Origin of the sequence: Microvirga soli (genome assembly GCF_016734765.1) — a bacterium.
Lineage (GTDB): Bacteria > Pseudomonadota > Alphaproteobacteria > Rhizobiales > Beijerinckiaceae > Microvirga > Microvirga soli.
On record NZ_JAERQE010000003.1, the window covers coordinates 148,612 to 170,137 of the forward strand.

Genomic DNA, 21,526 nt, shown 5'->3' on the forward strand with positions numbered 1-21,526 from the left:
CCAAGACTTGGCAGGCCCAGTGTGGCATGGTGCGCCCATGACGGTGATCACCCCGGAGGTCTCGCTCGATCCCGCCCAGGTCGGAGCAGGCGACGTGACGCATTTCTGGCGGGTGCCGCGCTATCGCGGCCTCGACTGCCTGCGCGCGACCTTCCGCCGTCATTCCTACGCCCGCCACAGCCACGATACCTATGCCATCGCGGCGGTGCTGGCCGGCTGCGAAACCTTCTTCCACCGGGGTGAGCAGCGCTATGTTCCGGCAGGCTGCGTGGCCGTCGTCTGCCCCGACGAGATCCACGACGGTGAGCCCTATGGCGGAGGCTTCGAGTACCGGACGTTCTATCCCTCGCCGGAGCTGATGCAGGAGATCGCCGAGGACGTGGCCGGGCGCCCGCTCTCCCGTCCGCCCTGGTTCCGGCATTCCGTCATCGACGATCCGGAGCTGTTCCAGGCTCAGGTCCGGCTTCATGCCTGCCTCTGCCAGGAGGACAGCTGGGCCTCCGAGATGGAGCAGGACACCCGGCTCATCGGCTTTCTGAGCCGCCTGATTGCCCGCTGGGCCGATCTCGATGCCCTGCCGAGCGTCCGCTACGGATCGACGAGCATCCTGCGGGTGCGCGATTATCTCGATGCTCATATCGGCGAGGAGGCGGACCTTGCCAATCTCGCCAACTTGGCTGGGCTGTCCCGCAGCCATTTCATCCGCGCCTTCGCCAAGGAAACCGGGCTGACGCCGCACGCCTATCTCCTCGACCGGCGCTTCCGGGCCGCCACACGGCTGCTGGGGCAGGGCGGGGCTCCGGGTGACGTAGCGGCGGCCTGCGGGTTCTTCGACCAGAGCCACCTCAACCGGGTGTTCAAGGCCCGCATGGGCGTGACGCCGGGGGCTTATCGCACTGCTTGAAACAGCACTTTCATCCAAGACGCGGCAGCCCTCATCCCGCATAAGGCCGGGACAATGAGGACCGTCATGGATCAGGCCAGCCCCTTCGTCTCCACACCGCGCCGCGACATCCAGGCGGGCCTGCGCGACATCGCGCCGGTGGCCGTTGCGGCTCTACCCATCGGTCTCCTGTTCGGCGCGATTGCCGCCGCCAAGGGGATGTCGACCCTCGAGGTCACCTTGATGTCGGCGCTGGTCTTTGCGGGCGGCGCGCAGTTCGCCGCCATCGAAACCTGGATCAGCCCTGCGCCCATCGTGACGCTTGCCTTCGCCACGTTGCTGATCAATGCGCGTCATGTGCTGATGGGGGCATCGCTGACGCCGAAGGTCCGCATGTCGCGGGCTCAGACCCTGCTGGCCTATTTCTTCCTCACCGACGAGGCATGGGCCCTGTCCGAGCGCCGCGCGCTGGAGCGGCCCGTGACAGGCGCCTATTGGTTGGCCATGGCCGTGGTGCTCTGGGCGAACTGGACGCTTTCATCGACCATCGGGGCCATTCTCGGCTCGTTTCTCGGCGATCCCGAACGCATCGGCGCGGACTTCGCCTTCACGGCACTTTTCATCGGTCTCGTGGCCGGCTTCGGGAAGAGCCGTGTGACGCTGGTCACGGTGGCCGTCAGCGCGGGCCTCGCAGCCCTCGTGCATTACTTCATCGGCGCGCCCTGGCACGTGGCATCGGGCGCGCTTGCGGGCATTGCGGCCGCCTATCTCGCAGCCCCTGAGGAGGCGCGCTCATGAACCTCGATACGACAACCCTGATCGCCATCCTGGCCATGGCGGCGGTGACCTATTTCACGCGCATCGCCGGCCTGTTCGTGGCGGATCGCCTCGTGCTCACCGGCCGCGCCAAGGCTGCCTTCGATGCCATTCCGCCGGCGGTGCTGGTCGCCGTGATTGCGCCCACCGCGCTCACCACCGGATGGGCGGAAGCCATCGCGGCGGCCATCACGGCAGTGGCGGCGTTCCGGCTCCCGCTGCTCGGAACGGTGGCGGTCGGTGTGGTTGCAGTCGTGGTGCTGCGGAACTTGATTTGATCACACGCTGCCATCGTCAATCCGGGCTCGGCTCTTGGCCGCCCGGAATGACGATGAATAGGCTAGCCGATCGCCTGCGTCGCGTTTTCCAACCAACCGCGCGTCTCGCCATCGAGATGCGGCCCGATCTTCTCCCGAACAGCGGAGTGATAAGCATTGAGCCATTCGATCTCGTCCGCCGTCATGATCGATGGCTCCACGAGGCGCAGGTCGATGGGCGTAAAAGTCAGCGTCTCGAAGCCCATCATCTCGCGGTCGCCACCGGAAATCGTGCGCGGCTCCACAAGGATGAGGTTCTCGATGCGGATGCCGTAGGCGCCGGGCTTATAGAAGCCGGGCTCGTTGGACAGCATCATGCCTACTTCCAGCGGCGTGTGGCCGGTCTTGGCGATGCGCTGCGGGCCCTCGTGCACGGAGAGATAGCTGCCGATGCCGTGGCCGGTGCCGTGATCGAAATCGAGGCCCGCCTCCCACAGAGGCTTGCGCGCGAAGGCATCGATCTGCGCACCCGTGGTGCCTTTCGGAAACACCGCCTGCGCGATGGCGATATGGCCTTTCAGCACGCGGGTGAAGCGATCCTTCATCTCCGCATTCGGCTCACCCACGATGATCGTGCGGGTGATATCGGTGGTGCCGTCCTCGTATTGCGCGCCGGAATCGATCAGGAAGATCTGGTCGCGTTCGATGGAGCGGTTGCTCGAAGTGGTGACGCGGTAATGGGGCAGGGCGGCGTTGGGGCCCGCGCCCGAGATGCTGGGGAACGACACGTTCTTGAGCGCGCCCGTCTCGACGCGGAACGCCTCCAGCGCCTCCACCGCATCGATCTCGGTCAGCTTGCCCGAGGGCGCCTCGCGGTCGAGCCAAGCGAGGAAGCGGGCCACCGCCACACCGTCGCGCAGATGCGCCGCATGGGAGCCTGCAATCTCGGCCTCGTTCTTCACGGCTTTCATGAGAGCGATCGGATCGGCCCCCACATCCACCTTGCCGCCGGCCGCCTCGATGCGGCGGATCAGGGCGACGCCGCCAGTGGCGGAATCGATGCGGATCTTGCCACCGGTTCCACCCAGCTCGTCGAGGGCGCCCTGGAAGCCGCTGATCGGAGCGAACGCGGCGAGATCACCGACTGCATCGCCGGCTTCGTTCGTCACCTTCGCTGGGTCGAAGAACAGGCTCGCGCGGCCTTCCCGGGGCAGGATTGCATAGCCGAGCGGCAGGGGCGTATGCCCTACGTCGCCGCCGCGCAGGTTGAAGGCCCAGGCAAGGTTGTGCGGATCGGAAATGACGAGAGCGTCGACCTTGGCCTCCGCCATCTTGCTGCGGATGCGCTCCAGCTTGGCCGGCGCGGTCTCGCCGGCGTAATCGAGCGGATGCGGCCGCACGGGCGCCTGAGGGGGCGCGGGGCGGTCGATCCAGACCACGTCGACGAGGTTCATGTCGACGGGGGCGAGGCGCCCACCGGCGCGGCCGACCGCCTGCTCCAGGCGCTTCAGGCTGTCGCTGGTGTGCAGCCAGGGGTCATAGGCGAAGGTGCCACCCTGGGGCAGGTTCTCGGCAATCCAGTCCTCAGGGGTGAAGTCGGCAAGCTGAACCGGCGTGATGACGGAGGTGTCCACCTGCTCGGCGGCCTGAACCGTATAGCGCCCGTCGACCACGAGAGCGGCCTTGGTCTGCAGGATGACGGCCGTCCCGGCGGAGCCGGTAAATCCGGTGAGCCATGCCAGACGCTCGGCGCTCTTCGGCACGTACTCGCCCTGATGCTCGTCGGCGCGGGGCACGATGAACCCGTCGAAGCCGCGGCGAGCCATTTCGGCGCGCAGCTTGGCGATATGCTTGGGTCCTTGGGCGGGGGAGGTGGTATCGTCGAAATACTGGAACTGAGCCATGGAAAGCAGCACCGAACAGCGGAAATGAAGAGGTCTGCACGCTAGGCCGGAGCGAGCGCGGCTGCAACAGCAATGCCCTTGAAAGCGACGCTGTACGCTTGAGCACATCGCTCAGGAATCATGCGTTCAGTGACTAGATCTTAATCAAAATTAGAAGTGTCCTGCATGTATTGCATGGCCCGCATGTGATCCTATGACTTCTACCAAAGTCGAACAGGGCTTATGTTCCTGACAACAAGAACAGAGGAGCGCTGAGGGGTTTCAGCACCGATCTGTTGGAGATGAGCCCATGACCGCAGCCGTTTTTTCCTCCCACCTCGCTGGCCCTGTAACCGCCCCATCCCGGCTTTCGCAGGTCGCATCCCGCGTGATGAACGCTCTCATCGAGAGCCGCGCCCGGAGCGCCTCCCGGATGCTGCGTCGCCACGAGGCCTTCATGTCCGATCTCGGGCGCCGGCAGGATCATTCACCGCTGTTCTTCGCGCAGTCCGACGATCTGCCTTTCAAGCTTTAAGCAATCTATTTGCGACGAAGGATAAGACAATGATCATCATCACCGCCCTCAAGGTCATCCGCGAAGTCTGGACCGAGACCCTTGCGCTCCGCCGCGAACTCGCCAAGCGCTATCCGGGCATTCTGGCCGAGTAATAAGAACTATTGGCGAGGCAGCGTCCGTGCGCTGCCTCGTGTCATGACCAAAGCGGCCCAGCCGTCCAGATTGTAGCGGCGCTGCAGATGCCATCCCTGGTGGGCATAGGCCGACAGAACGCCGGGGACGTCGCGGTACAGAAGCCCTGAGAGAATGATCGTCCCGCCGTCGCTCGTCACACGCGCCAGCGAGGGCGCAAGCATCCGCAGGGGCTTGGCCAGGATATTGGCAAAGACCAGGTCGAAATGCCCAGGGCGGTCCGCCTCCGCATGGCGAATGCCCGGGCCGACATAGAGCCTCATCCAGGCTGCGATTCCGTTGAGCCGCGCGTTCTCCCGCGCCACCCGCACAGCCTCCGGGTCGATATCGCCCGCCACGACGGGGCGCTTCAGAACCTTCGCCGCAGCAAATGCAAGAATGCCCGTGCCGGTGCCGACATCGAGCACATGGTGCGGCGTGCGCATTTTCAACTCGTCCACGAAGGCAAGCAGGCAGCCCTTGGTGGTGCCGTGATGGCCGGTGCCGAAGGCAAGGCCCGCCTCGATCTCGATGGCGATATCGCTGGGCAGGCGCTGCTCGCGGTCATGGGAGCCGTGAACGAAGATGCGGCCAGCCCGAACGGGCTTGAGGCCCTCCAACGACGATTTCACCCAATCCTTCTGCTCCAGAGGCAGGAAGACGCCCTTATCGGCCTCGGCCCCCACGATGGGGCGCAACAGGCTGCGGATCGCCGCTTCGTCCGGCTGATGGGCGAAATAGGCCTCCAGCATCCAGGGGCCGTCATCCTCCGTCTCGAAGGACGCAACGGCCGTCTCGGCCGGATCGAAAATCTCTCCGATCATGTCGGTCATGGCGCGCGCGGAGCGCTCGTCCGTGGTGATGCGGAAGACGTGGGTGGGGCGGTTGGGGTGCAGACCTTCAAGCATGCGGTCGCCTTACCACTCATCGGGGCGCAGGTCACCTGTTGGTGATGTCGGGGCTTGAGAGGAACCGTCAGGGGAGCGTTCCGTTTTGTCCTTGCTCAGCCTCAGCCATGGTCGAACCTTCACGGCTGCGCCTGCCCCATCCTCCCAGGAGATACCCATGACTGGACGCCTCTTTGACAAGGTTGCCATCGTGACAGGTGCCGGCACCGGCATCGGCGAGGCCATTGCTCTCAAGTTCGCCCGAGAGGGCGCCCGCCTTCTGCTCGTCGGTCTGCCGACCGATCCGGTAGAGGATGTCGCCCGCATGATCAATCGGGCCGGCGGCTTTGCGGAAACCTATCTTGGCGATATTGCCGAAGAGAACCATGCGCAAGCTGCGGTGGAAGCGTGTGTGAGCGCTTATGGCCGCATCGACATCTTGATCAACAACGCGGGCATGTTCCTGGTGGCCGCGGAGACGCAGGACTATCCCATTGACAAGTTCGACGAGACCCTGCGTTCGAACGTCCGGTCCGTTTTCCTCATGACCAAGTTTGCCCTGCCTCACCTTCAGAAGACATACGGCAACATCGTCTCCACTGGTTCGGAAGCCGGCATGATCGGCATCGCCAAGAACACGATGTATGGCGGCACCAAGGCTTTCATTCATTCGTTCATGCGCGGTGTGGCCGTGGAACAGGCAGCTTATGGGGTGCGCGCCAACTGCGTCTGCCCGGGCCCGATCGATACAGCATGGACCCACAAATCGAGCGGCCCGATGGACCGGGAGATGGAATCGATGATGATCGACGCAACGCCCATGGGTCGCCGCGGCACGCCGGAGGAGGTAGCGAACATATTCTGCTTCCTTGCTTCCGATGAGGCCAGCTACGTCACAGGCGCGCTTTATGCGGTTGACGGCGGTGTGACGATCGCCAAGGGAGCCGTCGGCTCCATGGCCTCCTCGTATTTCAAGAAGCAGCCGGAGGGCACGCTGCCGACCCGTCATTCGCATGACGGCCTGAAGAACAAGGATTACGAGACACTCACCTAAGAAGAGTGGAGCGCTCTGGTTGACGCCGGCTCTTCAAACCGGCGTCAGCTCCCTGGCGGGCTCGAGCACCTTGAGGCGCTCCGCCTCCTTCGCCTTGTACTCGCGCTGCACGTCCGTGACGTAGTCGCGCACGATGGGCGCGGCGTCGCGCTTGCGGGCGAGCTGCATGTGGAACACGAGCTGGCTGCCGGTGGTGAACATGGTCTCTGCGCTGATGAGATAGAACTCGAACATGCGGCAGAAGCGTTCGTCATACATGGCGGCGATCTTCTCGCGGTTCGCCTCGAAGCGCCGGTGCCAATGGTTGAGCGTCTTCGCGTAGTGAAGGCGCAGGAACTCGAGATCCGTCACCCACAGCTGGTTCTGCTCGACGATGGGGAATACCTCCGACAAGGCAGGCGAGTAGGCGCCGGGGAAGATGTATTTCCTGAGCCAGGGGCTCGCGGTGCCGGGAGGGCTCATCTTGCCGATGGAGTGCAGCACCATCAGGCCATCATCATCGAGGAGCGCGTTGATCTTGGCAAAAAACTCACCGTAATGATGAACGCCCACATGCTCGAACATGCCGACCGAGACGATGCGGTCGAACTTCCTGTCGACCTTGCGATAATCGAGCAGCTCGAAACGCACCCGATCCGACAAGCCCGCGCGCCGTGCCTTCTCATTGGAGAGTTCATGCTGCTCCTTGGAGAGCGTGACGCCGGTCACGTCCACGTCCTCCATGGCGGCGAGATAGAGCGCAAGGTCGCCCCAGCCGCTGCCGATGTCGAGAACTTTCATGCCGGGCTTGAGGCGCAGCTTCGACGCGATCAGTCGCAGCTTGTTCTGCTGCGCCTCTTCTAGCGTCTCATCGTCGTTGACGAAATAGGCGCAGGAATACTGCATCCCCTTGTCGAGGAAGAGCTTGTAGAAGTCGTTGCCCAGATCGTAGTGATGCGCCACGTTCTGCTGCGCCTTGCCGACGGGGTTCGCCTGCTGGAAGCGCTTCACCCCGCGCGAGATGCGCTTGAGTACGCTCTGCAATGGGTAGTTCGCCAGGGACGAGCGGTTCATCGAGAACAGGTTCAGGAAGTCGCGTAGGTTCGAGCCGTCCTCGAAGCTCATTCGGCCATCCATATAGGCCTCACCGGCGTGCAGTTCCGGGTTGAGGAAGAGCTTGTGGTAGAGCGAGCGGTCGGTGAGCCGCATGGTGACGCTTGGGCCCGGCTTCTCGCCGCCGAACGTATGGGTGCCCCCCTCCGCATCGATCACCTTCAGGGTTCCGGCACGCACGAAGGATCTCAGCATGTTGGACAGGGGGAACATGGGCACCTCTCGGAATCGTCGCTTTGGGCCGGATGGTTCCACAGTTGCGGTCAGGTGACTAGAGGCAGGCCAGATCAGAACTCGTCTAAAGTGCAGGAACCACGATCTAAATTGGGAACAACGGGGAATCGCTCTTGTTGGAAGGCTGACACTTGCGGGGCTTAAGAGTCGCCACTCAATCCACCAGACAGGAGCAGCCGATGTTCTTCCGCCAGAAGCAGATGGCGTATCACGCCAAGCCTGACAAACCCGACCCGCTCTTCGCTAAAATGCTTCAGGAGCCCTTGGGCGGCCAATGGGGTGAGATCAGCGTGATGATGACCTATCTGTTCCAAGGCTGGAACTGCCGCGGTCCCCAGAAATACAAAGACATGATCATGGACATCGGCACCGAGGAGATCGGCCATGTCGAGATGCTCGCCACCATGATCGCCCGCCTGCTCGAGACTTCGCCGATCGAGCAGCAGGAGGAGATGGCCAAGAACTCGGTGGTAGGAGCCGTGATGGGCGGTGCCCGCGTCGAGGATGCCATCGTGGCCGGCATGAACCCTCAGCATTACATCGTGGCCGGACTTGGCTCTCGGCCTACGGATAGCGTCGGCAATCCGTGGACATCGGCCTACACCATTGCGAGCGGCAATCTGCTCGCCGACTTCCGCTTCAATGTGACGGCCGAGAGCCAGGGACGTCTCCAGGTTGCTCGTATTTACAACATGACCAATGACACGGGCGTGCGCGACATGCTCTCGTTCATGCTCGCCCGTGACACCATGCACCAGAACCAGTGGCTCGCCGCGATCAAGGAGCTGGAGGAGGACGGACTTGAGATGACGCCGGTGCCTTCGAACTTCCCGCAGGAACTGGAGAAGACCGAGGTGTCCTACCAGTTTCTAAACCATTCCGAAGGCACCGAGAGCGAGCAGGGCCGCTGGGCTCAGGGACCCGCGCCGGACGGGAAGGGCACCTTCACCTACATTGATCGTCCGCCGGCCTACACGGAGGATGAGGGTAACCTCAACCCGGTCGATCCCCGCACCTACGGCACGCCGCCGGCTCCCGTGCCGCCGGCTGCTGCGGAGTAGTCGCCAGTTCACATAGGTTGTTCTGCGTCATGCCCGGCTCTATGCCGGGCATTCTCTTTGGTCAGCCCAACGCTTGGACAAAACTGTCGAGCACCATCTTGCGCCCGGCTTTGTCGAACTCGACCGTGAGCTTGTTGCCGTCCACCGCCTCGATGGTGCCGGGACCGAACTTGGTGTGCAGGACGCGCCCGCCCAGCTTGAAGCCTGAGTCGCCGGTGGATTTCGCCACCAGTTCGCCCTCGATCAGCATTGGGCCTCGTCGGTCGCCGGAGCGGCGGGCGGAGTAGCCGCCATCGTCCGTGCTGGCACGATGCGCCTGGGCGCGTTGCCAACCGGGAGTCTGGTAGGACGAGCCGCTGAAGGGCTGCATGCGGTCGAAGCGCGAACCGCCATAAGAGAAGTTGGCCGGAACCTCGGCGACTTCCACGTCCGACTCGGGCAGGTCGTCGATGAAGCGGCTCGGCACGGTCGAGTTCCACAGGCCATGGATGCGCCGGTTGGAGGCGAAGTAGATCTTTGCCCGGCGCCGGGCGCGGGTGATGCCCACATGGGCGAGGCGCCGCTCCTCCTCCAATCCCGCGCGACCGCTCTCGTCGAGGGCGCGCTGGTTCGGAAACAGACCCTCCTCCCAGCCTGGCAGGAAGACCGTGTCGAACTCCAGGCCTTTCGCGGCATGAAGCGTCATCAGGCTTACGCGCTCAACGGTGTCGGATTCGTTGGCTTCCATCACGAGCGAGACATGCTCAAGGAAGCTTTGCAGGTCGGGGAATTCCTCCATGGAGCGCACGAGCTCCTTGAGGTTTTCGAGACGCCCTGCTGCATCGGCCGACTTGTCCTTCTGCCACATGTCCGTGTAGCCGGATTCCTCCAGCACCGTCTGGGCGACCTCGGACTGAGACATGGTCTCTGACAGCTTTGCCCATCGTCCGAAGGAGATGAGCAGGTCGCGCAAGGTCCCGCGCGGCTTCGGCTTCAGCTCATCGGTTTCGACGATGAAGCGCGCGGCCTCCATCAGCGGCACGCGGGCAGCGCGGGCATGGTTGTGCAGCACCTGGATCGTGGCATCGCCCAGGCCACGCTTCGGCGTGTTCACGATGCGCTCGAAGGCGAGGTCGTCCGCGGGCTGGTTCACCACGCGCAAGTAAGCGAGCGCATCGCGGATTTCCGCGCGCTCGTAGAAGCGCGGGCCGCCGATGACGCGGTAGGGCACGCCGAGCGTCACGAGCCGGTCTTCTATCTCACGCATCTGGGCGGAGATGCGCACCAGGATGGCGACCTCCGACAAGGAGTGCTTCTTGGCGTGCAATGCCTCGATCTCCTCGCCGATGAGCCGGGCTTCCTCCTCGGAATCCCAGGCGCCGGTGATCGTCACCTTCTCGCCGGGCTCGTCCTCGGTGCGAAGCGTCTTGCCCAGGCGGCCCTGGTTCTTGGCGATGAGCCCTGAGGCCGCCGAAAGGATGTGGCCGGTGGAGCGGTAGTTGCGCTCCAGGCGGATTACGGTGGCGCCGGGAAAGTCGTGCTCGAAGCGCAGGATGTTGTCGACCTCGGCGCCGCGCCAGCCATAGATCGACTGATCGTCGTCGCCGACGCAGCACAGGTTCTTGCGCGCCTGGGCGAGAAGCCGCAGCCAGAGATACTGGGCGACGTTGGTGTCCTGGTATTCGTCCACCAGCATGTAGCGGAAGCGGTTCTGATATTGCTCCAGAATGTCCGGATGCTCGCGCCACAGGCGCAGGCATTCGAGAAGGAGATCGCCGAAATCGACGGCGTTCAGAGTCTTGAGCCGTTCCTGATAGGCCCGGTACAGCCGTCCGCCCTTGCCGTTGGCAAACGCTCCGGCTTCACCGGCCGGTACCTGGTCGGGTCCGAGACCGCGGTTCTTCCAGCCGTCGATGTGGCCAGCGAGCTGGCGGGCGGGCCAGCGCTTCTCGTCGATGCCCTCAAGCTCGATCACCTGCTTCATCAGGCGAAGCTGGTCGTCAGTCCCGAGGATCGTGAAGTCGGAGCGTAGGCCCACGAGCTCTGCATGGCGGCGCAGGATCTTGGTGCCGATGGAGTGGAACGTGCCGAGCCACTGCATACCCTCGGCCACGGGGCCGATGACGGCCGTGATGCGCTCGCGCATCTCGCGCGCGGCCTTGTTGGTGAAGGTGACTGACAGGATCTGGGACGGGTAGGCTTTTCCTGTGGCGATCAGGTGGGCGATCCGGGTGGTGAGCACGCGGGTCTTGCCGGTGCCGGCGCCGGCCAGCACGAGAACCGGTCCCTCGGTCGCCTCCACGGCGGCGCGCTGTTCCGGGTTCAGGCCATTCAGGTAAGGAGATTGCGGCGCAACCGCCGCACGGGCGCGGGCGCTCAGCGAGCCGGACGCCGGCTCATGGGCCAAGCTGTCCTGCGGATCGGGTCTTTGATCGGACTGATTCATCGGCGGGACCATGGATCAAAAGGCGAACGGCGTCGAGCCCGGAATGCCTGTCGATCCTGCCGCAGGCGCGAACTTCGGAGCCAGAATGTCATTGTTGACGAGGGGCCTTGTTCCCATATGGGAATGAAAGGCTCGAAAAGGAATGTGCCATGCGTTTCATGGTGGCTTTGGTCATCGTTTCCAACTTTGTCCTGCCTCTATCCATGCCGGCGGACGCTCAGTCGCGCCTGCCCCGCGTGAGCCCGTCCGAGCGGGCGTCAAAGGACATCAACCGACGGATCCGGCAGGATCAGCAACTGCTGAACTTGGATGAGCGCATCCAAATGGAGAACAACCAGATCCGCCAGGACATCCAGCGGGATCGTCTGTTTGCTCCACGGACACTGCCCCCGGTCTCGCGGGGAGCCTGCCCACGCGGCTCGATCAGCTGCTAGAGCCTCGGACCCAAAAGTGGATATGCACTTTTGGGATTCATCCGATGCTCATTATCTGCGCTAGTGACGGGTGCCCGAGGCTGACAAAGCCTCCTGGATCTCGGCCTTGTGCGGAATGCCGATCACGCGGCCCAGGACTGCTGGCCTTGGCAGGCGGGCATGGGTGGTCTTCATCACGGCAAGATTGGCCATGATATCATCCGGGAAGGGGCTGACCTTCCGGGTTTGCATCTCCACGTGAAGGGATAGGCCCTCCATGGTGGCGGCAACCCAGCCTTCGCCCGCATGGCGGATTTCCATGTAGTAGTGGATGCGCTTCTCGTCGAAATCCACCAGCTGAAGCGTGACGCGCACCCTGTCATGCATCGTCAGCTCGCGCTTGTAGGTGGTGTGGATCTCGGCTGCGAAGAACGAAGCCTTTTGCTTTTCCAGATAGTCGTGGCCCAGGCCGACGAGGCTGAAGCCTTCCTCGACGGCGCGGTCGAAGAGCACATGATAATAGGCCATGTTCATATGACCGTTGTAATCGATCCAGGCGGGTTCGATCCGCATCGTGGAGGACACGAAGGGCGCAAAGAAAAAGACGGGAGTCCGCTTTTCCATGGTCAGTCTCGTCCCTCGATGCGCCTCAGCTGCTCATCCCGTTCCACCGGAAGAAACAATGTTAGCATAGTCAAACAGCATGTGCATGAGGGGTGCGGCATCTTTCTCATCCGAGTGTTGCCTTTGCAACGGTTCTGGTAGCTATGGATCATCTGAGCATCACAACCGGATCTGAAGCCTCCATGAATGTGCCCCACGCTGCCGTCCGCCAGAAAGCCCCTGATGCTGCCCTTGCGGCCCTCCAGACCGAACTGTCCCGGCGTTTCGGCGACCGGGTTGCCACCTCGGCGTCCGTTCGCGAGCAGCACGGGCATTCCCTCACCTGGATCAAGAACCAGCCGCCGGACATCGTGGTCTATCCCCGGACGACGGAGGAGGTGTCGGAGATCGTAAAGCTGTGCGCCTCGCACGAGATTCCGATCATCCCTTACGGCACCGGCACCTCGCTGGAGGGGCACGTCAACGCCCCGTACGGCGGCGTCACCATCAACTTGAGCCTGATGAAGCGCATCATCGCCGTCCATGACGAGGATCTGGATTGCGTGGTCGAGGCCGGCGTGACCCGCAAGGAACTCAATGAGAACCTGCGTGACAAAGGCCTGTTCTTCCCCATCGATCCCGGCGCGGATGCCTCCATCGGCGGCATGGTCGCCACCCGGGCGTCCGGCACCAACGCAGTGCGCTATGGGACCATGAAGGACGTGGTGCTGGCGCTCACCGCCGTGCTGCCCAACGGCGAGATCGTGAAGACGGCGAGCCGCGCCAGGAAGAGCTCGGCGGGCTACGACCTCACGCGGCTTCTCATCGGTTCCGAGGGCACGCTGGGCATCGTGACCGAAATCACCCTCAAGCTTCATGGCATTCCCGAGGCGATCTCGGCCGGCGTCTGCCCGTTCCCGTCGGTGAAGGCCGCCTGCGACGCCGTGATCATGACAATCCAGTCCGGCATTCCGATGGCCCGCATCGAGCTGCTCGACGAGGTGCAGGTGAGGGCGGTGAACCTCCACTCCAAGCTGTCCCTGCCGGAAAGCCCTCTGCTGCTGCTGGAATTCCACGGCTCCGAAGCCGGTGTTCAGGAACAGGCAGAGCGCTTCGGCGAGATTGCCGCCGAGTTCAGCGGCGGGCCCTTCGAGTGGGCCACGAAGCCCGAGGAACGCTCGCGCCTCTGGCAGGCCCGGCATGATTCCTATTGGGCGGCCAAGGGCCTGCGGCCCGGCGCTCAATCCGTGGCAACCGACGTCTGCGTGCCGATCTCGCGTCTGGCCGAATGCGTCGATGCCACGAAGCAGGACATTCTCGATAGCGGGCTCATCGCTCCCATCGTGGGCCATGTGGGCGACGGCAATTTCCACGTCCAGCCCCTCGTGAACACGGACGATCCGGCGGAAGTCGAGGCCTGCGAGGCCTTTATCGACCGGCTCGTGCGGCGGGCTCTGGCCATGGAGGGCACCTGCACGGGCGAGCACGGGGTCGGCCAGAAGAAGATGAAGTACCTGGAGATCGAGCATGGACCGCAGGCGCTGGGGCTCATGCGCGTCTTGAAACAGGCGATCGACCCTCACAACATCATGAATCCGGGCAAGATCATCGCGCTTTGACGGTGGAACACGGTGAACAGCGCTCCCGGTCCCTGCCTTCATGAGGTAAGGACGTGTCAGAGTAACGGAGAAAAGGCGGCTTCTTGCGCGATATCCTGACGATCATCGCATCCATCGTGATCCTGATCCTGGCAATCGCCGTGGCGGTGCCTCCCTTCGTTTCATGGGAGGACCACCGCGAGACGATCGACCAGATGATCGCGCGCGCGTCGGGAACGGAGGCCCAGACCGAGGGCGGAATCGGCATCCGCCTCCTGCCCGAGCCACGGATCATCCTCGACCGGCTGAGGCTTGGCGGGAAAACGCCGGACTCGCCGGTTCTGACCGCCGACAACGTCTGGGCGGAGGTTGCTCTTACCCCCCTTCTGCGGGGCGAGGTGCGTTTCACGGAAACCCGCGTGGGGCGCGCCGATATCCGCGTCCCGGTCTCTGGGGACGGCGAGTGGCGCCTGCCGCCGGAGCTGGTTTCGGGCAGCGGCCGGGCGCGGGAATGGGCCATCGAGAACCTGTCCGTCGGCCAGCTCCTCGTGACTACGCGGAACGCCAGCACCGGTCGCACCAATCAAGCTTTCGCGGAGAACGTGCTTATCGAGGGCCAGAAGCTCATCGGCCCCTGGCGCGTCGAGGGGACGACGTCTGGCGTTCCTTTCCGGCTCGTGACGGGGGAGTTGGCCGAGGACAAAACCGTTCAGGTCAAGCTCTCGGGTGGAGGCGACATCTATCCGCGGTTCGATCTCGATGCCCGACTGGGATTGAGCGAAGGCGCCGGCGAGGCTGCGACCCCGAACGTCTCGGGCAAGGCCAAGATCCTGTTCGGTCCCCCGGCACAGCTCGCCGCAGCCGGCATCCCTATCCCGATCGTGGTCGAGACTGAGTTCAAGACGGTACCAGGCGCGGTCGAGCTCAGCCCCGTCAGCGTGGAAGCGGGCGAGGGCGGGGCGAGCCTGCGCATGACCGGCGAGGGCAGGGTCGGACTCAACGATCCCCGCATATCGTTGCGTCTCGAAGGGCGCAGGCTCGATGCGGACAGCTTCATCCTCTCCGGCAATGGGCAGGACTTCGCGAGCCGCCTGCAGCAATGGTCCCTGCCGCTGATCCGGGTGCCCATCGATCTGGATCTCAAGATCGACAGCATCGGCCTGGGCCAGGAGGATCTGACGAATGCCAATCTGCGCCTGTCGCTCGATACAGGCCGAGCCACGTTGGACCGGATCGAGTTCACAGCCCCAGGCGACACGAAGGTGGCACTCGAAGGTCAGCTCGGGCTGACCACCAGGGGCGGCATCAACGGCAAGGTGGCGTTGGCTTCCAACCAGTCCGACCGTCTCGCGCGCTACTTGGCCAAGATCCGCCTGAACTCGCCGCTGCTGACGGCCCTGGACGGGCGCCCCGTGGAGCTCTCCTCCGAGGTCGCGTTCTCGAACCCGGTCCTCTCCTTCAACCGGCTGCGGCTGAAGATGGGCGAGTCCACGCTCACCGGTAATGTCCGCTACACGGCCCCGGAGGCGAACGAGCGCGGCAAGCTTGAGGCACAGGTTGCCCTTCAAGGCCTGAACCTCAACGATCTGCCCCAGGTCTCGAGCGTGTTCCAGGCGACCGAAAACCTCGATGTCGGTTTCATCCTGGATGCCCGCGGGGTCAGCGCCGGCAAGAGCCCGGCAACCGGGCGGATCACGGCGCGTATCCTCTCCGACGGGCCGGCGCTGCTGGTCGAGACCCTCGACATCGTGGATGTCGCAGGCGCCAATGCCCGAGTGCGCGGACGGATCGCGCCGGATGGCTCGGGCCGAATTTCGGGCAAGGTCACAGCCCAGCGTGCCGATCCCCTGATCGATCTTCTGGGAAGCGTCTGGATTGGCGGAATTTCGAAGCTCGTGCCGCCCTTCGTCCGCGAAGGGGCGCTTGATCTCGACGTCGCGTCCGAGCGGGTGGCGCCTGCGCCCGGCTCGACCGAGCTGCGGCTGCGCACCACGGCCACCGGCCGCATGGCCAATGGACCCTTCGAGGGACAGGTCGAATCCATCGACGGGCGCACCGAGAGCCTGACCCTCAGCCTCTCGAGCGACAACACCGGACGCTGGGTCAATCGACCGAACATGGCCGGCCTCAACCAGCCTTCCAGGATCGATCTCCGTGGCTCCCGCGCCGGCTCCGGCCGGTTCAGCGTTACCCTCACCGGGGATGTCGCCGGCTTGAAGGTGGCGACCACGAAACCGTTTGCCCTGAGCGAGGGCGACGACGTGGTGGACAGCGGCGAAGTCGAGCTCGCAACCCCCGACGTCACACCCTTCCTGCGCCTGCTCGGCGATGGGGCAGGCGTCGCCCCGCCCGTGCCGGTGAACGGGCGGGTGACCCTCGGCCGGGAGCGCGGGGCGACCCTCCTCGATATCAACGCCAAGGTCTCCAACGACCCCGTGCAGGCGCGTCTTGTAGCCCCCTCCCGTTCCGAGATCAGCGGCGATGTCTCCCTGGGCCGCCTTTCCATGCCGTGGCTCGCAGCCGCGCTGGCGCTCAACGTACCGGGCGATCAAAGCACGAACGCGATCTGGTCCACAGCCCAGTTCGGCCAGAGCGGACGTCTTGTCTCCGGCGGCCAAGTCACCTTCCGGGTAGGGACGCTCGAGCTCGGCCGCGGCCTCCAGGCAAAACGGGCTGCGTTCGTCGTCGGTGCGCAGTCGGACGGGATTTCCATCCGAAACCTCGAGGCGACAATCGGCTCAGGCAGGATCATGGGTACGACGACGATCACCCGGCAGGGAGCGGTTGCCACCATCGTGGGTGAGGGAGCGCTGGACCGGGTGCCCCTCTGGGCACTGACGGGCTCCTCGCCTTTCGAGGCCATTCTCTCCGGTCCGCTCCGTTTCGGTGCGGCCGGCTCAAGCCTCTCGGAACTTGTCGCCAATCTCGGGGGCGCCGGCGACTGGCAGGTCATCAATCTGCGCATCCCCGCAGCAGACCCAAATGTCTTCGACCGCGCCCTCAAGCGCTCGCTCGCGGAAAGCGACCCGCTGGTCGAGGGCAAGGCGGAGGCGGTTCTCGGCATGGAGCTTGGGCGCGCGCCCTTCAACACAAGCCTGGTTCGGACCTCGGCGGCCCTCGTGAGCGGGGTGCTGCGGCTCTCGCCCTTCGTGGCCGAGAGCGGCCCCGCCATCTGGCAGGGCGGCATCACCTACGACCTGAAGACTCTCCAGTTTGATGCCCGCGGGGCTCTCACGGCCAAGACGGCGCCGGCCGAATGGGTCGGCGCCCCGCCGTCGATCGGCTTGAACTGGCAGGGCTCCCTGACGGCTCCCGTTCGCCAGATCGATGCCGGGCCGTTCCGCAACGGGCTGGCCGCCATCGTGCTCAAGCGGGAGCTGGAAAAAATCGAAGCGTTCGAGCGTGCAGCAGCGGAGCGCCAGCGCCAGATCGATGCGCAGCGCGAGGCTGAGCGTCAGAGGGTGAGGGCGGCTGAAGAGGAAGCACTCCGGCAGGCGAGGGCCCGGGCCGAGGCGGAACGGGCACGCCGGGAGGCTGAACGGCTGCAGTCGGAGCAGCGGAGACAAACGGAGGAGGCCGAGCCGGCTCCGTCGCAGACTTCCCTGCCGCCTCTCAACCCACCGGTCGAAGTGGCTCCCCCACCGTCGGTCTATGGAGCCCCGCCGGTACGCTGATCGGCGGCTTCCAGCCGGTTCCGCAAATCATTGAGAACGAAGACGCGAATGGCCGAGGACAGATTCTGCTCGCCGCGTTCCGCATCGATGCGCCCGATCAGAGACTGAACGGAGCGGTTTTCCCGCTCGGCAATCTCTCTCAAACCTTCCCAGAAAGGCTCCTCAAGCGAGATGCTCGTCCGGTGACCGGCGATGGAGACGGAGCGTTTGAGAACGGCAAAGCCCATTCACGGCGTCTCGTCTGGGTCGCGCTTGTGGCCTTCGAGGCGGCTCTTCGCCAGATCCTGCTCGGCCTTCGTCAACGTCTTCTCAGCCTTGGTGCGACCGAAGCTGACGCGGTTTTGTTCGGCGCGGGCCTCCTTGTCGGCCCGCGCCTTGTTCTTACGCGCCTGGCGCAGATTGATGATCTCAGCCATGGCGCCTGTACGGCCTATTCGCCCGGTTGCAGCATCGTCTCAGGGCGAACGACGGCGTCGAAGTCCTCTGACGATACCCCGGCCTTGAGGGCCTCTTCCTTGAGCGTCGTGCCGTTCTTGTGCGCTGACTTCGCGATGGCCGCCGCCTTGTCGTAGCCGATGGTCGGAGCCAGGGCCGTTACGAGCATGAGCGAACGCTCCATCAGCTCCTTGAGGCGGTCCTTGTTCGGCTCGATGCCGACGACGCAGTTGTCCGTGAAGCTGACGGCGCCGTCCGCCAACAGGCGGATCGACTGCAGCACGGCATTCACGATCACCGGCTTGAACACGTTGAGCTCGAAATGGCCCTGGCTGCCCGCGAAGGTAACCGTCGTCTGGTTGCCGGCCACCTGGCAGCACAGCATCGTCATGGCCTCGGCCTGGGTCGGGTTGACCTTGCCGGGCATGATCGACGAGCCAGGCTCGTTCTCAGGTAGGGAGATCTCGCCGATGCCGGAGCGCGGGCCCGAGCCCATCAGGCGGATATCGTTGGCGATCTTGAACAGGCCGGCAGCCAAGCTCGCCAGGGCGCCATGAGTGAAGACGAGGGCATCCTTCGAGGCCAGCGCCTCGAACTTGTTGGCCGCCGAGGTGAAGGGCAGCGCCGTGAGCTCCATGACCTTCGCGGCGAAGCGGTCCGCAAACTCGGGATGGGCATTCAGGCCGGTGCCGACGGCGGTGCCGCCCTGGGCCAGGGCATAGATGCCCGGAAGGGTCGCTTCGATGCGGGCGATGCCGAGGCGCACCTGTGCGGCGTAGCCGGAGAACTCCTGGCCGAGGGTCACCGGGGTTGCGTCCTGCAGGTGCGTGCGGCCGATCTTGACGATATCCTTGAAGGCTTCCTGCTTGGCTTCCAGCGCCTTTAGAAGGTGCTTGAGGCCGGGGATCAGCCGATCATGGACCTCGCGGGCGACCGCAATGTGCATGGCGGTGGGAAACGAGTCGTTGGACGACTGGCCCATGTTCACGTGATCGTTCGGGTGAACCGGCTTCTTGCTGCCGCGCTCGCCGCCGAGGCGCTCGATGGCGAGGTTCGAGAGAACCTCGTTCATGTTCATGTTGGACTGGGTGCCCGAGCCGGTCTGGTAGACCACAAGCGGGAACTCGCCATCGTACTTGCCCTGCACCACATCGGCGGCGGCTGCCGCAATGGCGTCGGCCAGGCGCGGCTCCAGCTTGCCCAGATCCTTGTTCACAAGGGCGGCCGCCTGCTTCACGATGGCCAGCGCATGGACCAGAGGCAGCGGCATCCGGTCCGTGCCGATGCGGAAATTCTGGAGGGAACGCTGCGTCTGGGCACCCCAGAACTTGTCGGCGGGAACGTCGATGGGGCCGAAGGTATCTGTTTCGATGCGGGTGGAGGGCGACATCCTGACCTCTTTCGATGGAGTTGCGTGTTCTTATCTCAAATGATGGCGCTCGCAACCGTCGAACGCGCATGGAGGCCTTGGAAATTCGCATGAGCGACACCCTGGAAACGCCCCTTTTCCGCCCGCCTCACCCCAAGCCCCGCACCGAGCTTCTCGGCATGGTGGCGTTCCTGCGCATGGTTCGCGAGAACCCTCTGAATATGTGGATGGAGGCGCATTTCGAGGAGCCGTTCGTCACGGGCGACGGCGCCATGGGACGCATGACCGTGGTGAGCGATCCTGCCGCCATTCGCCATATCCTCGTGGACAATGCTGCCAACTACCGCAAGGACGACCTGCAGATCCGGATCCTGGCACCAGGGTTGGGACGCGGTCTCGTGACGGCGGAGGGCGACGAGTGGCGGCTCCAGCGCCGCACCCTTGCACCGCTCTTCACTCCCCGCACGGTCACAAGCTTCTTCCCGGCCATGGTGGAGGCAGCGGACCGTCTGGTCAGGCGGTGGCAGAGGCGGCCCGACGGGCGCGTGGTCGATGCGGCTCTCGACATGACCCGGGTCACCCTCGACGTACTGGAGCGGACCATCTTCACCCAAGGGGTGCCGAAGGACCCGGATGCCCTCGGGCGGGCGATCACCCGCTATTTCAACTCCATCGGCCGCGTCGATCCGCTCGACATCTTCGGCTTTCCGGACTGGGTGCCCAGGATCGGGCGCCTGCGGGCGCGGCCGTCGATCCAGTTCTTCGAGGAGACCGTCAACGCGCTGATCGACGCCCGCAAGGCACTGCTCACCAGCGGGGAGCTTGCTCCCCGCGACCTGCTTACCCTGCTGCTGGAAGCGGCGGACCCCGAGACCGGCAAGGGTCTCAGCGATATCGAAGTGCGGACGAACATCGTCACCTTCATCGGCGCCGGCCACGAGACCACGGCCAATGCCCTGTCCTGGTCGCTTTACCTCCTCTCTCAGGACGAACGCGCCCGGGCCCGGGTCGAGCAGGAGGTGGACGAGGTGCTGGGGGAGGGGCCTATCGAGCCTAGTCACCTGGAGCGGCTCGTCTATACCCGTGCGGTGATCGACGAAGCGGTCCGGCTCTATCCGCCTGCCCCTTACATGAGCCGCACCGCCATCGCGGATGATCGGATCGGGGATGTGGACATACCGGCAGACTCCATGGTGGCGATCTCGCCTTATGTGCTGCACCGTCATCGGAAGCTTTGGGACGAGCCCGATGCCTTCCGGCCCGAGCGCTTCCTGCCGGAAAACCGCAAGCAGATCGACCGCTTTGCCTATCTGCCCTTCGGAGCGGGCCCGCGGGTCTGCATCGGCGCGAGCTTCTCGCTGCAGGAGGCCGTGATCGTGCTGGCGACCATCGCCCGTTCCATGCGGCTCGACCTCGTGGAGGGGCACGCTGTGGAACCCGTTCAGCGCATCACCCTGAGGCCGGGCGGCGGCCTGCCCATGCGTGTGACGCAGCGCGTGCGCGAAGATGCTTTGGTCGAGGCGTGAAGGAAGGGGCTTAGTTCTTCTTGCGGAACGCATCGAGGCTGACGACCTCGGCGGTGCCTGAGGCGGGATCGGACTCGGGAGCCTGCTCCGCAGGCGCCTCCGCCTGTTCGGCCTTGGGAGCCGCCGCTGCCGGCTTTTCCGTTGCGGGCAGCGCCTTGCGGGGCTGCTTCAGTTCCACGGGCTCCGACGATGCACCACGCACAGGCTGAGGTGCCGGTGCGGCCTCGGGCGCTTCCTCCTCATCCTCGTCCTGGCTGTCGAACTTCAGGCCGAATTGCACGGACGGATCGAAGAAACCGGTGAGCGCATCGAATGGGATGAGCAGCCGCTCCGGGATCCCGGAAAAGGAGAGCCCCACCTCGAAGGTGTGCTCCGTCACGTTGAGGTCCCAGTACTGATGCTGGAGGACGATGGTCATTTCCTGCGGGTACTTTTCGCGCAGGCGGTTCGAGAGGCGAACGCCGGGAAAATCCGTCTGGAAGGAGATGTAGAAATGGTGCTCGCCCGGAAGCCCGTCCTTGGCATCGATCAGCACTTTGCGCACGACACCCTTGAGGGCGTCCTGCACCAGAAGATCGTAGCGGATCAGGTCTTTACCACCGGCCATAAGCGAGCCCTTGCAGAAACA

The 21,526-nt window shown here is 64.4% G+C and carries 19 protein-coding genes; 10 read left to right on the plus strand and 9 right to left on the minus strand.

Annotated features, from left to right (window positions below):
• Positions 1-37 precede the first annotated feature (37 nt).
• The 3 genes from JKL45_RS04445 to JKL45_RS04455 all read left to right on the plus strand — a co-directional run bounded on the left by JKL45_RS04445 (position 38) and on the right by JKL45_RS04455 (position 1,977).
• Positions 38-904: an AraC family transcriptional regulator gene (locus tag JKL45_RS04445; protein WP_201859908.1), complete on the plus strand. Its 867-nt coding sequence runs from the start codon at positions 38-40 to the stop codon at positions 902-904.
• A gap of 66 nt (positions 905-970) precedes the next feature.
• Positions 971-1,681: an AzlC family ABC transporter permease gene (locus JKL45_RS04450; RefSeq protein WP_201859909.1), complete on the plus strand. Its 711-nt coding sequence runs from the start codon at positions 971-973 to the stop codon at positions 1,679-1,681.
• The gene (locus JKL45_RS04455) at positions 1,678-1,977 is read left to right on the plus strand and encodes a branched-chain amino acid transport AzlD family protein (RefSeq protein WP_201859910.1); all 300 of its coding nucleotides are present in this window, start codon (positions 1,678-1,680) and stop codon (positions 1,975-1,977) included. The genes JKL45_RS04450 and JKL45_RS04455 overlap by 4 nt, the downstream gene beginning before the upstream one ends.
• Before the next feature lie 62 nt (positions 1,978-2,039).
• Here the strand turns inward: JKL45_RS04455 and JKL45_RS04460 are convergent, their stop codons facing one another.
• Entirely contained in the window at positions 2,040-3,860 is a 1,821-nt protein-coding gene (locus tag JKL45_RS04460) for an aminopeptidase P family protein (RefSeq protein ID WP_201859911.1), read from the minus strand.
• Between the two features lie 289 nt (positions 3,861-4,149).
• Here JKL45_RS04460 and JKL45_RS04465 point away from each other — a divergent pair, with 289 nt between their 5' ends.
• Entirely contained in the window at positions 4,150-4,374 is a 225-nt protein-coding gene (locus tag JKL45_RS04465; protein WP_201859912.1) for a hypothetical protein, read from the plus strand.
• Positions 4,375-4,514: 140 nt separating this feature from the next.
• Here JKL45_RS04465 and JKL45_RS04470 read toward each other — a convergent pair whose 3' ends face one another.
• Positions 4,515-5,435, minus strand: coding sequence for a 50S ribosomal protein L11 methyltransferase (locus JKL45_RS04470; protein ID WP_201859913.1), 921 nt, complete (start codon positions 5,433-5,435; stop codon positions 4,515-4,517).
• A gap of 157 nt (positions 5,436-5,592) precedes the next feature.
• Here JKL45_RS04470 and JKL45_RS04475 point away from each other — a divergent pair, with 157 nt between their 5' ends.
• Positions 5,593-6,468, plus strand: coding sequence for an SDR family NAD(P)-dependent oxidoreductase (locus JKL45_RS04475; protein WP_201859914.1), 876 nt, complete (start codon positions 5,593-5,595; stop codon positions 6,466-6,468).
• Positions 6,469-6,501: 33 nt separating this feature from the next.
• Here the strand turns inward: JKL45_RS04475 and JKL45_RS04480 are convergent, their stop codons facing one another.
• A complete protein-coding gene (locus JKL45_RS04480; RefSeq protein WP_201859915.1) occupies positions 6,502-7,773 on the minus strand; it encodes an SAM-dependent methyltransferase in 1,272 nt (423 codons plus the stop codon).
• Positions 7,774-7,973: 200 nt separating this feature from the next.
• Here JKL45_RS04480 and JKL45_RS04485 point away from each other — a divergent pair, with 200 nt between their 5' ends.
• The gene (locus tag JKL45_RS04485) at positions 7,974-8,855 is read left to right on the plus strand and encodes a manganese catalase (protein ID WP_201859916.1); all 882 of its coding nucleotides are present in this window, start codon (positions 7,974-7,976) and stop codon (positions 8,853-8,855) included.
• A gap of 61 nt (positions 8,856-8,916) precedes the next feature.
• Here the strand turns inward: JKL45_RS04485 and JKL45_RS04490 are convergent, their stop codons facing one another.
• On the minus strand, positions 8,917-11,280 hold the full coding sequence (locus JKL45_RS04490) for an ATP-dependent helicase (RefSeq protein WP_201859917.1): 2,364 nt from the start codon (positions 11,278-11,280) through the stop codon (positions 8,917-8,919).
• 149 nt (positions 11,281-11,429) lie between these two features.
• Between JKL45_RS04490 and JKL45_RS04495 the strand changes: the two genes are divergently transcribed.
• Entirely contained in the window at positions 11,430-11,714 is a 285-nt protein-coding gene (locus tag JKL45_RS04495; protein WP_201859918.1) for a hypothetical protein, read from the plus strand.
• Between the two features lie 60 nt (positions 11,715-11,774).
• Here the strand turns inward: JKL45_RS04495 and JKL45_RS04500 are convergent, their stop codons facing one another.
• Complete coding sequence (locus JKL45_RS04500; RefSeq protein WP_201859919.1) at positions 11,775-12,317, minus strand: thioesterase family protein; 543 nt, start codon at positions 12,315-12,317, stop codon at positions 11,775-11,777.
• Between the two features lie 182 nt (positions 12,318-12,499).
• Between JKL45_RS04500 and JKL45_RS04505 the strand changes: the two genes are divergently transcribed.
• On the plus strand, positions 12,500-13,915 hold the full coding sequence (locus JKL45_RS04505) for an FAD-binding oxidoreductase (RefSeq protein ID WP_201859920.1): 1,416 nt from the start codon (positions 12,500-12,502) through the stop codon (positions 13,913-13,915).
• Between the two features lie 83 nt (positions 13,916-13,998).
• On the plus strand, positions 13,999-17,568 hold the full coding sequence (locus tag JKL45_RS04510; protein ID WP_201859921.1) for an AsmA family protein: 3,570 nt from the start codon (positions 13,999-14,001) through the stop codon (positions 17,566-17,568).
• Here the strand turns inward: JKL45_RS04510 and JKL45_RS04515 are convergent.
• From JKL45_RS04515 to fumC, 3 genes are read right to left on the minus strand one after another with little or no spacing between them, the layout of a single operon-like run.
• Positions 17,544-17,795 carry a ribbon-helix-helix domain-containing protein gene (locus JKL45_RS04515; protein ID WP_201859922.1) on the minus strand — a complete coding sequence of 84 codons (252 nt, stop codon included), beginning with the start codon at positions 17,793-17,795 and terminating at the stop codon, positions 17,544-17,546. The two genes, JKL45_RS04510 and JKL45_RS04515, sit on opposite strands and share 25 nt — an antisense overlap.
• Entirely contained in the window at positions 17,796-17,984 is a 189-nt protein-coding gene (locus JKL45_RS04520; protein ID WP_201859923.1) for a DUF4169 family protein, read from the minus strand.
• Between the two features lie 14 nt (positions 17,985-17,998).
• The gene (fumC, locus tag JKL45_RS04525; protein ID WP_201859924.1) at positions 17,999-19,393 is read right to left on the minus strand and encodes a class II fumarate hydratase; all 1,395 of its coding nucleotides are present in this window, start codon (positions 19,391-19,393) and stop codon (positions 17,999-18,001) included.
• 89 nt (positions 19,394-19,482) lie between these two features.
• Between fumC and JKL45_RS04530 the strand changes: the two genes are divergently transcribed.
• Positions 19,483-20,898, plus strand: coding sequence for a cytochrome P450 (locus JKL45_RS04530; protein WP_201859925.1), 1,416 nt, complete (start codon positions 19,483-19,485; stop codon positions 20,896-20,898).
• 10 nt (positions 20,899-20,908) lie between these two features.
• Here the strand turns inward: JKL45_RS04530 and JKL45_RS04535 are convergent, their stop codons facing one another.
• Positions 20,909-21,505: an SspB family protein gene (locus JKL45_RS04535; protein WP_201859926.1), complete on the minus strand. Its 597-nt coding sequence runs from the start codon at positions 21,503-21,505 to the stop codon at positions 20,909-20,911.
• Positions 21,506-21,526: the final 21 nt, after the last annotated feature.

Coding starts and splice junctions, on each gene's coding strand:
- JKL45_RS04445 (WP_201859908.1), top strand. CDS start 38: ATGACGGTGATCACCCCGGAGGTCTCGCTCGATCCCGCCCAGGTCGGA.
- JKL45_RS04450 (WP_201859909.1), top strand. CDS start 971: ATGGATCAGGCCAGCCCCTTCGTCTCCACACCGCGCCGCGACATCCAG.
- JKL45_RS04455 (WP_201859910.1), top strand. CDS start 1,678: ATGAACCTCGATACGACAACCCTGATCGCCATCCTGGCCATGGCGGCG.
- JKL45_RS04460 (WP_201859911.1), bottom strand. CDS start 3,860: ATGGCTCAGTTCCAGTATTTCGACGATACCACCTCCCCCGCCCAAGGA.
- JKL45_RS04465 (WP_201859912.1), top strand. CDS start 4,150: ATGACCGCAGCCGTTTTTTCCTCCCACCTCGCTGGCCCTGTAACCGCC.
- JKL45_RS04470 (WP_201859913.1), bottom strand. CDS start 5,435: ATGCTTGAAGGTCTGCACCCCAACCGCCCCACCCACGTCTTCCGCATC.
- JKL45_RS04475 (WP_201859914.1), top strand. CDS start 5,593: ATGACTGGACGCCTCTTTGACAAGGTTGCCATCGTGACAGGTGCCGGC.
- JKL45_RS04480 (WP_201859915.1), bottom strand. CDS start 7,773: ATGTTCCCCCTGTCCAACATGCTGAGATCCTTCGTGCGTGCCGGAACC.
- JKL45_RS04485 (WP_201859916.1), top strand. CDS start 7,974: ATGTTCTTCCGCCAGAAGCAGATGGCGTATCACGCCAAGCCTGACAAA.
- JKL45_RS04490 (WP_201859917.1), bottom strand. CDS start 11,280: ATGAATCAGTCCGATCAAAGACCCGATCCGCAGGACAGCTTGGCCCAT.
- JKL45_RS04495 (WP_201859918.1), top strand. CDS start 11,430: ATGCGTTTCATGGTGGCTTTGGTCATCGTTTCCAACTTTGTCCTGCCT.
- JKL45_RS04500 (WP_201859919.1), bottom strand. CDS start 12,317: ATGGAAAAGCGGACTCCCGTCTTTTTCTTTGCGCCCTTCGTGTCCTCC.
- JKL45_RS04505 (WP_201859920.1), top strand. CDS start 12,500: ATGAATGTGCCCCACGCTGCCGTCCGCCAGAAAGCCCCTGATGCTGCC.
- JKL45_RS04515 (WP_201859922.1), bottom strand. CDS start 17,795: ATGGGCTTTGCCGTTCTCAAACGCTCCGTCTCCATCGCCGGTCACCGG.
- JKL45_RS04520 (WP_201859923.1), bottom strand. CDS start 17,984: ATGGCTGAGATCATCAATCTGCGCCAGGCGCGTAAGAACAAGGCGCGG.
- fumC (WP_201859924.1), bottom strand. CDS start 19,393: ATGTCGCCCTCCACCCGCATCGAAACAGATACCTTCGGCCCCATCGAC.
- JKL45_RS04530 (WP_201859925.1), top strand. CDS start 19,483: ATGAGCGACACCCTGGAAACGCCCCTTTTCCGCCCGCCTCACCCCAAG.
- JKL45_RS04535 (WP_201859926.1), bottom strand. CDS start 21,505: ATGGCCGGTGGTAAAGACCTGATCCGCTACGATCTTCTGGTGCAGGAC.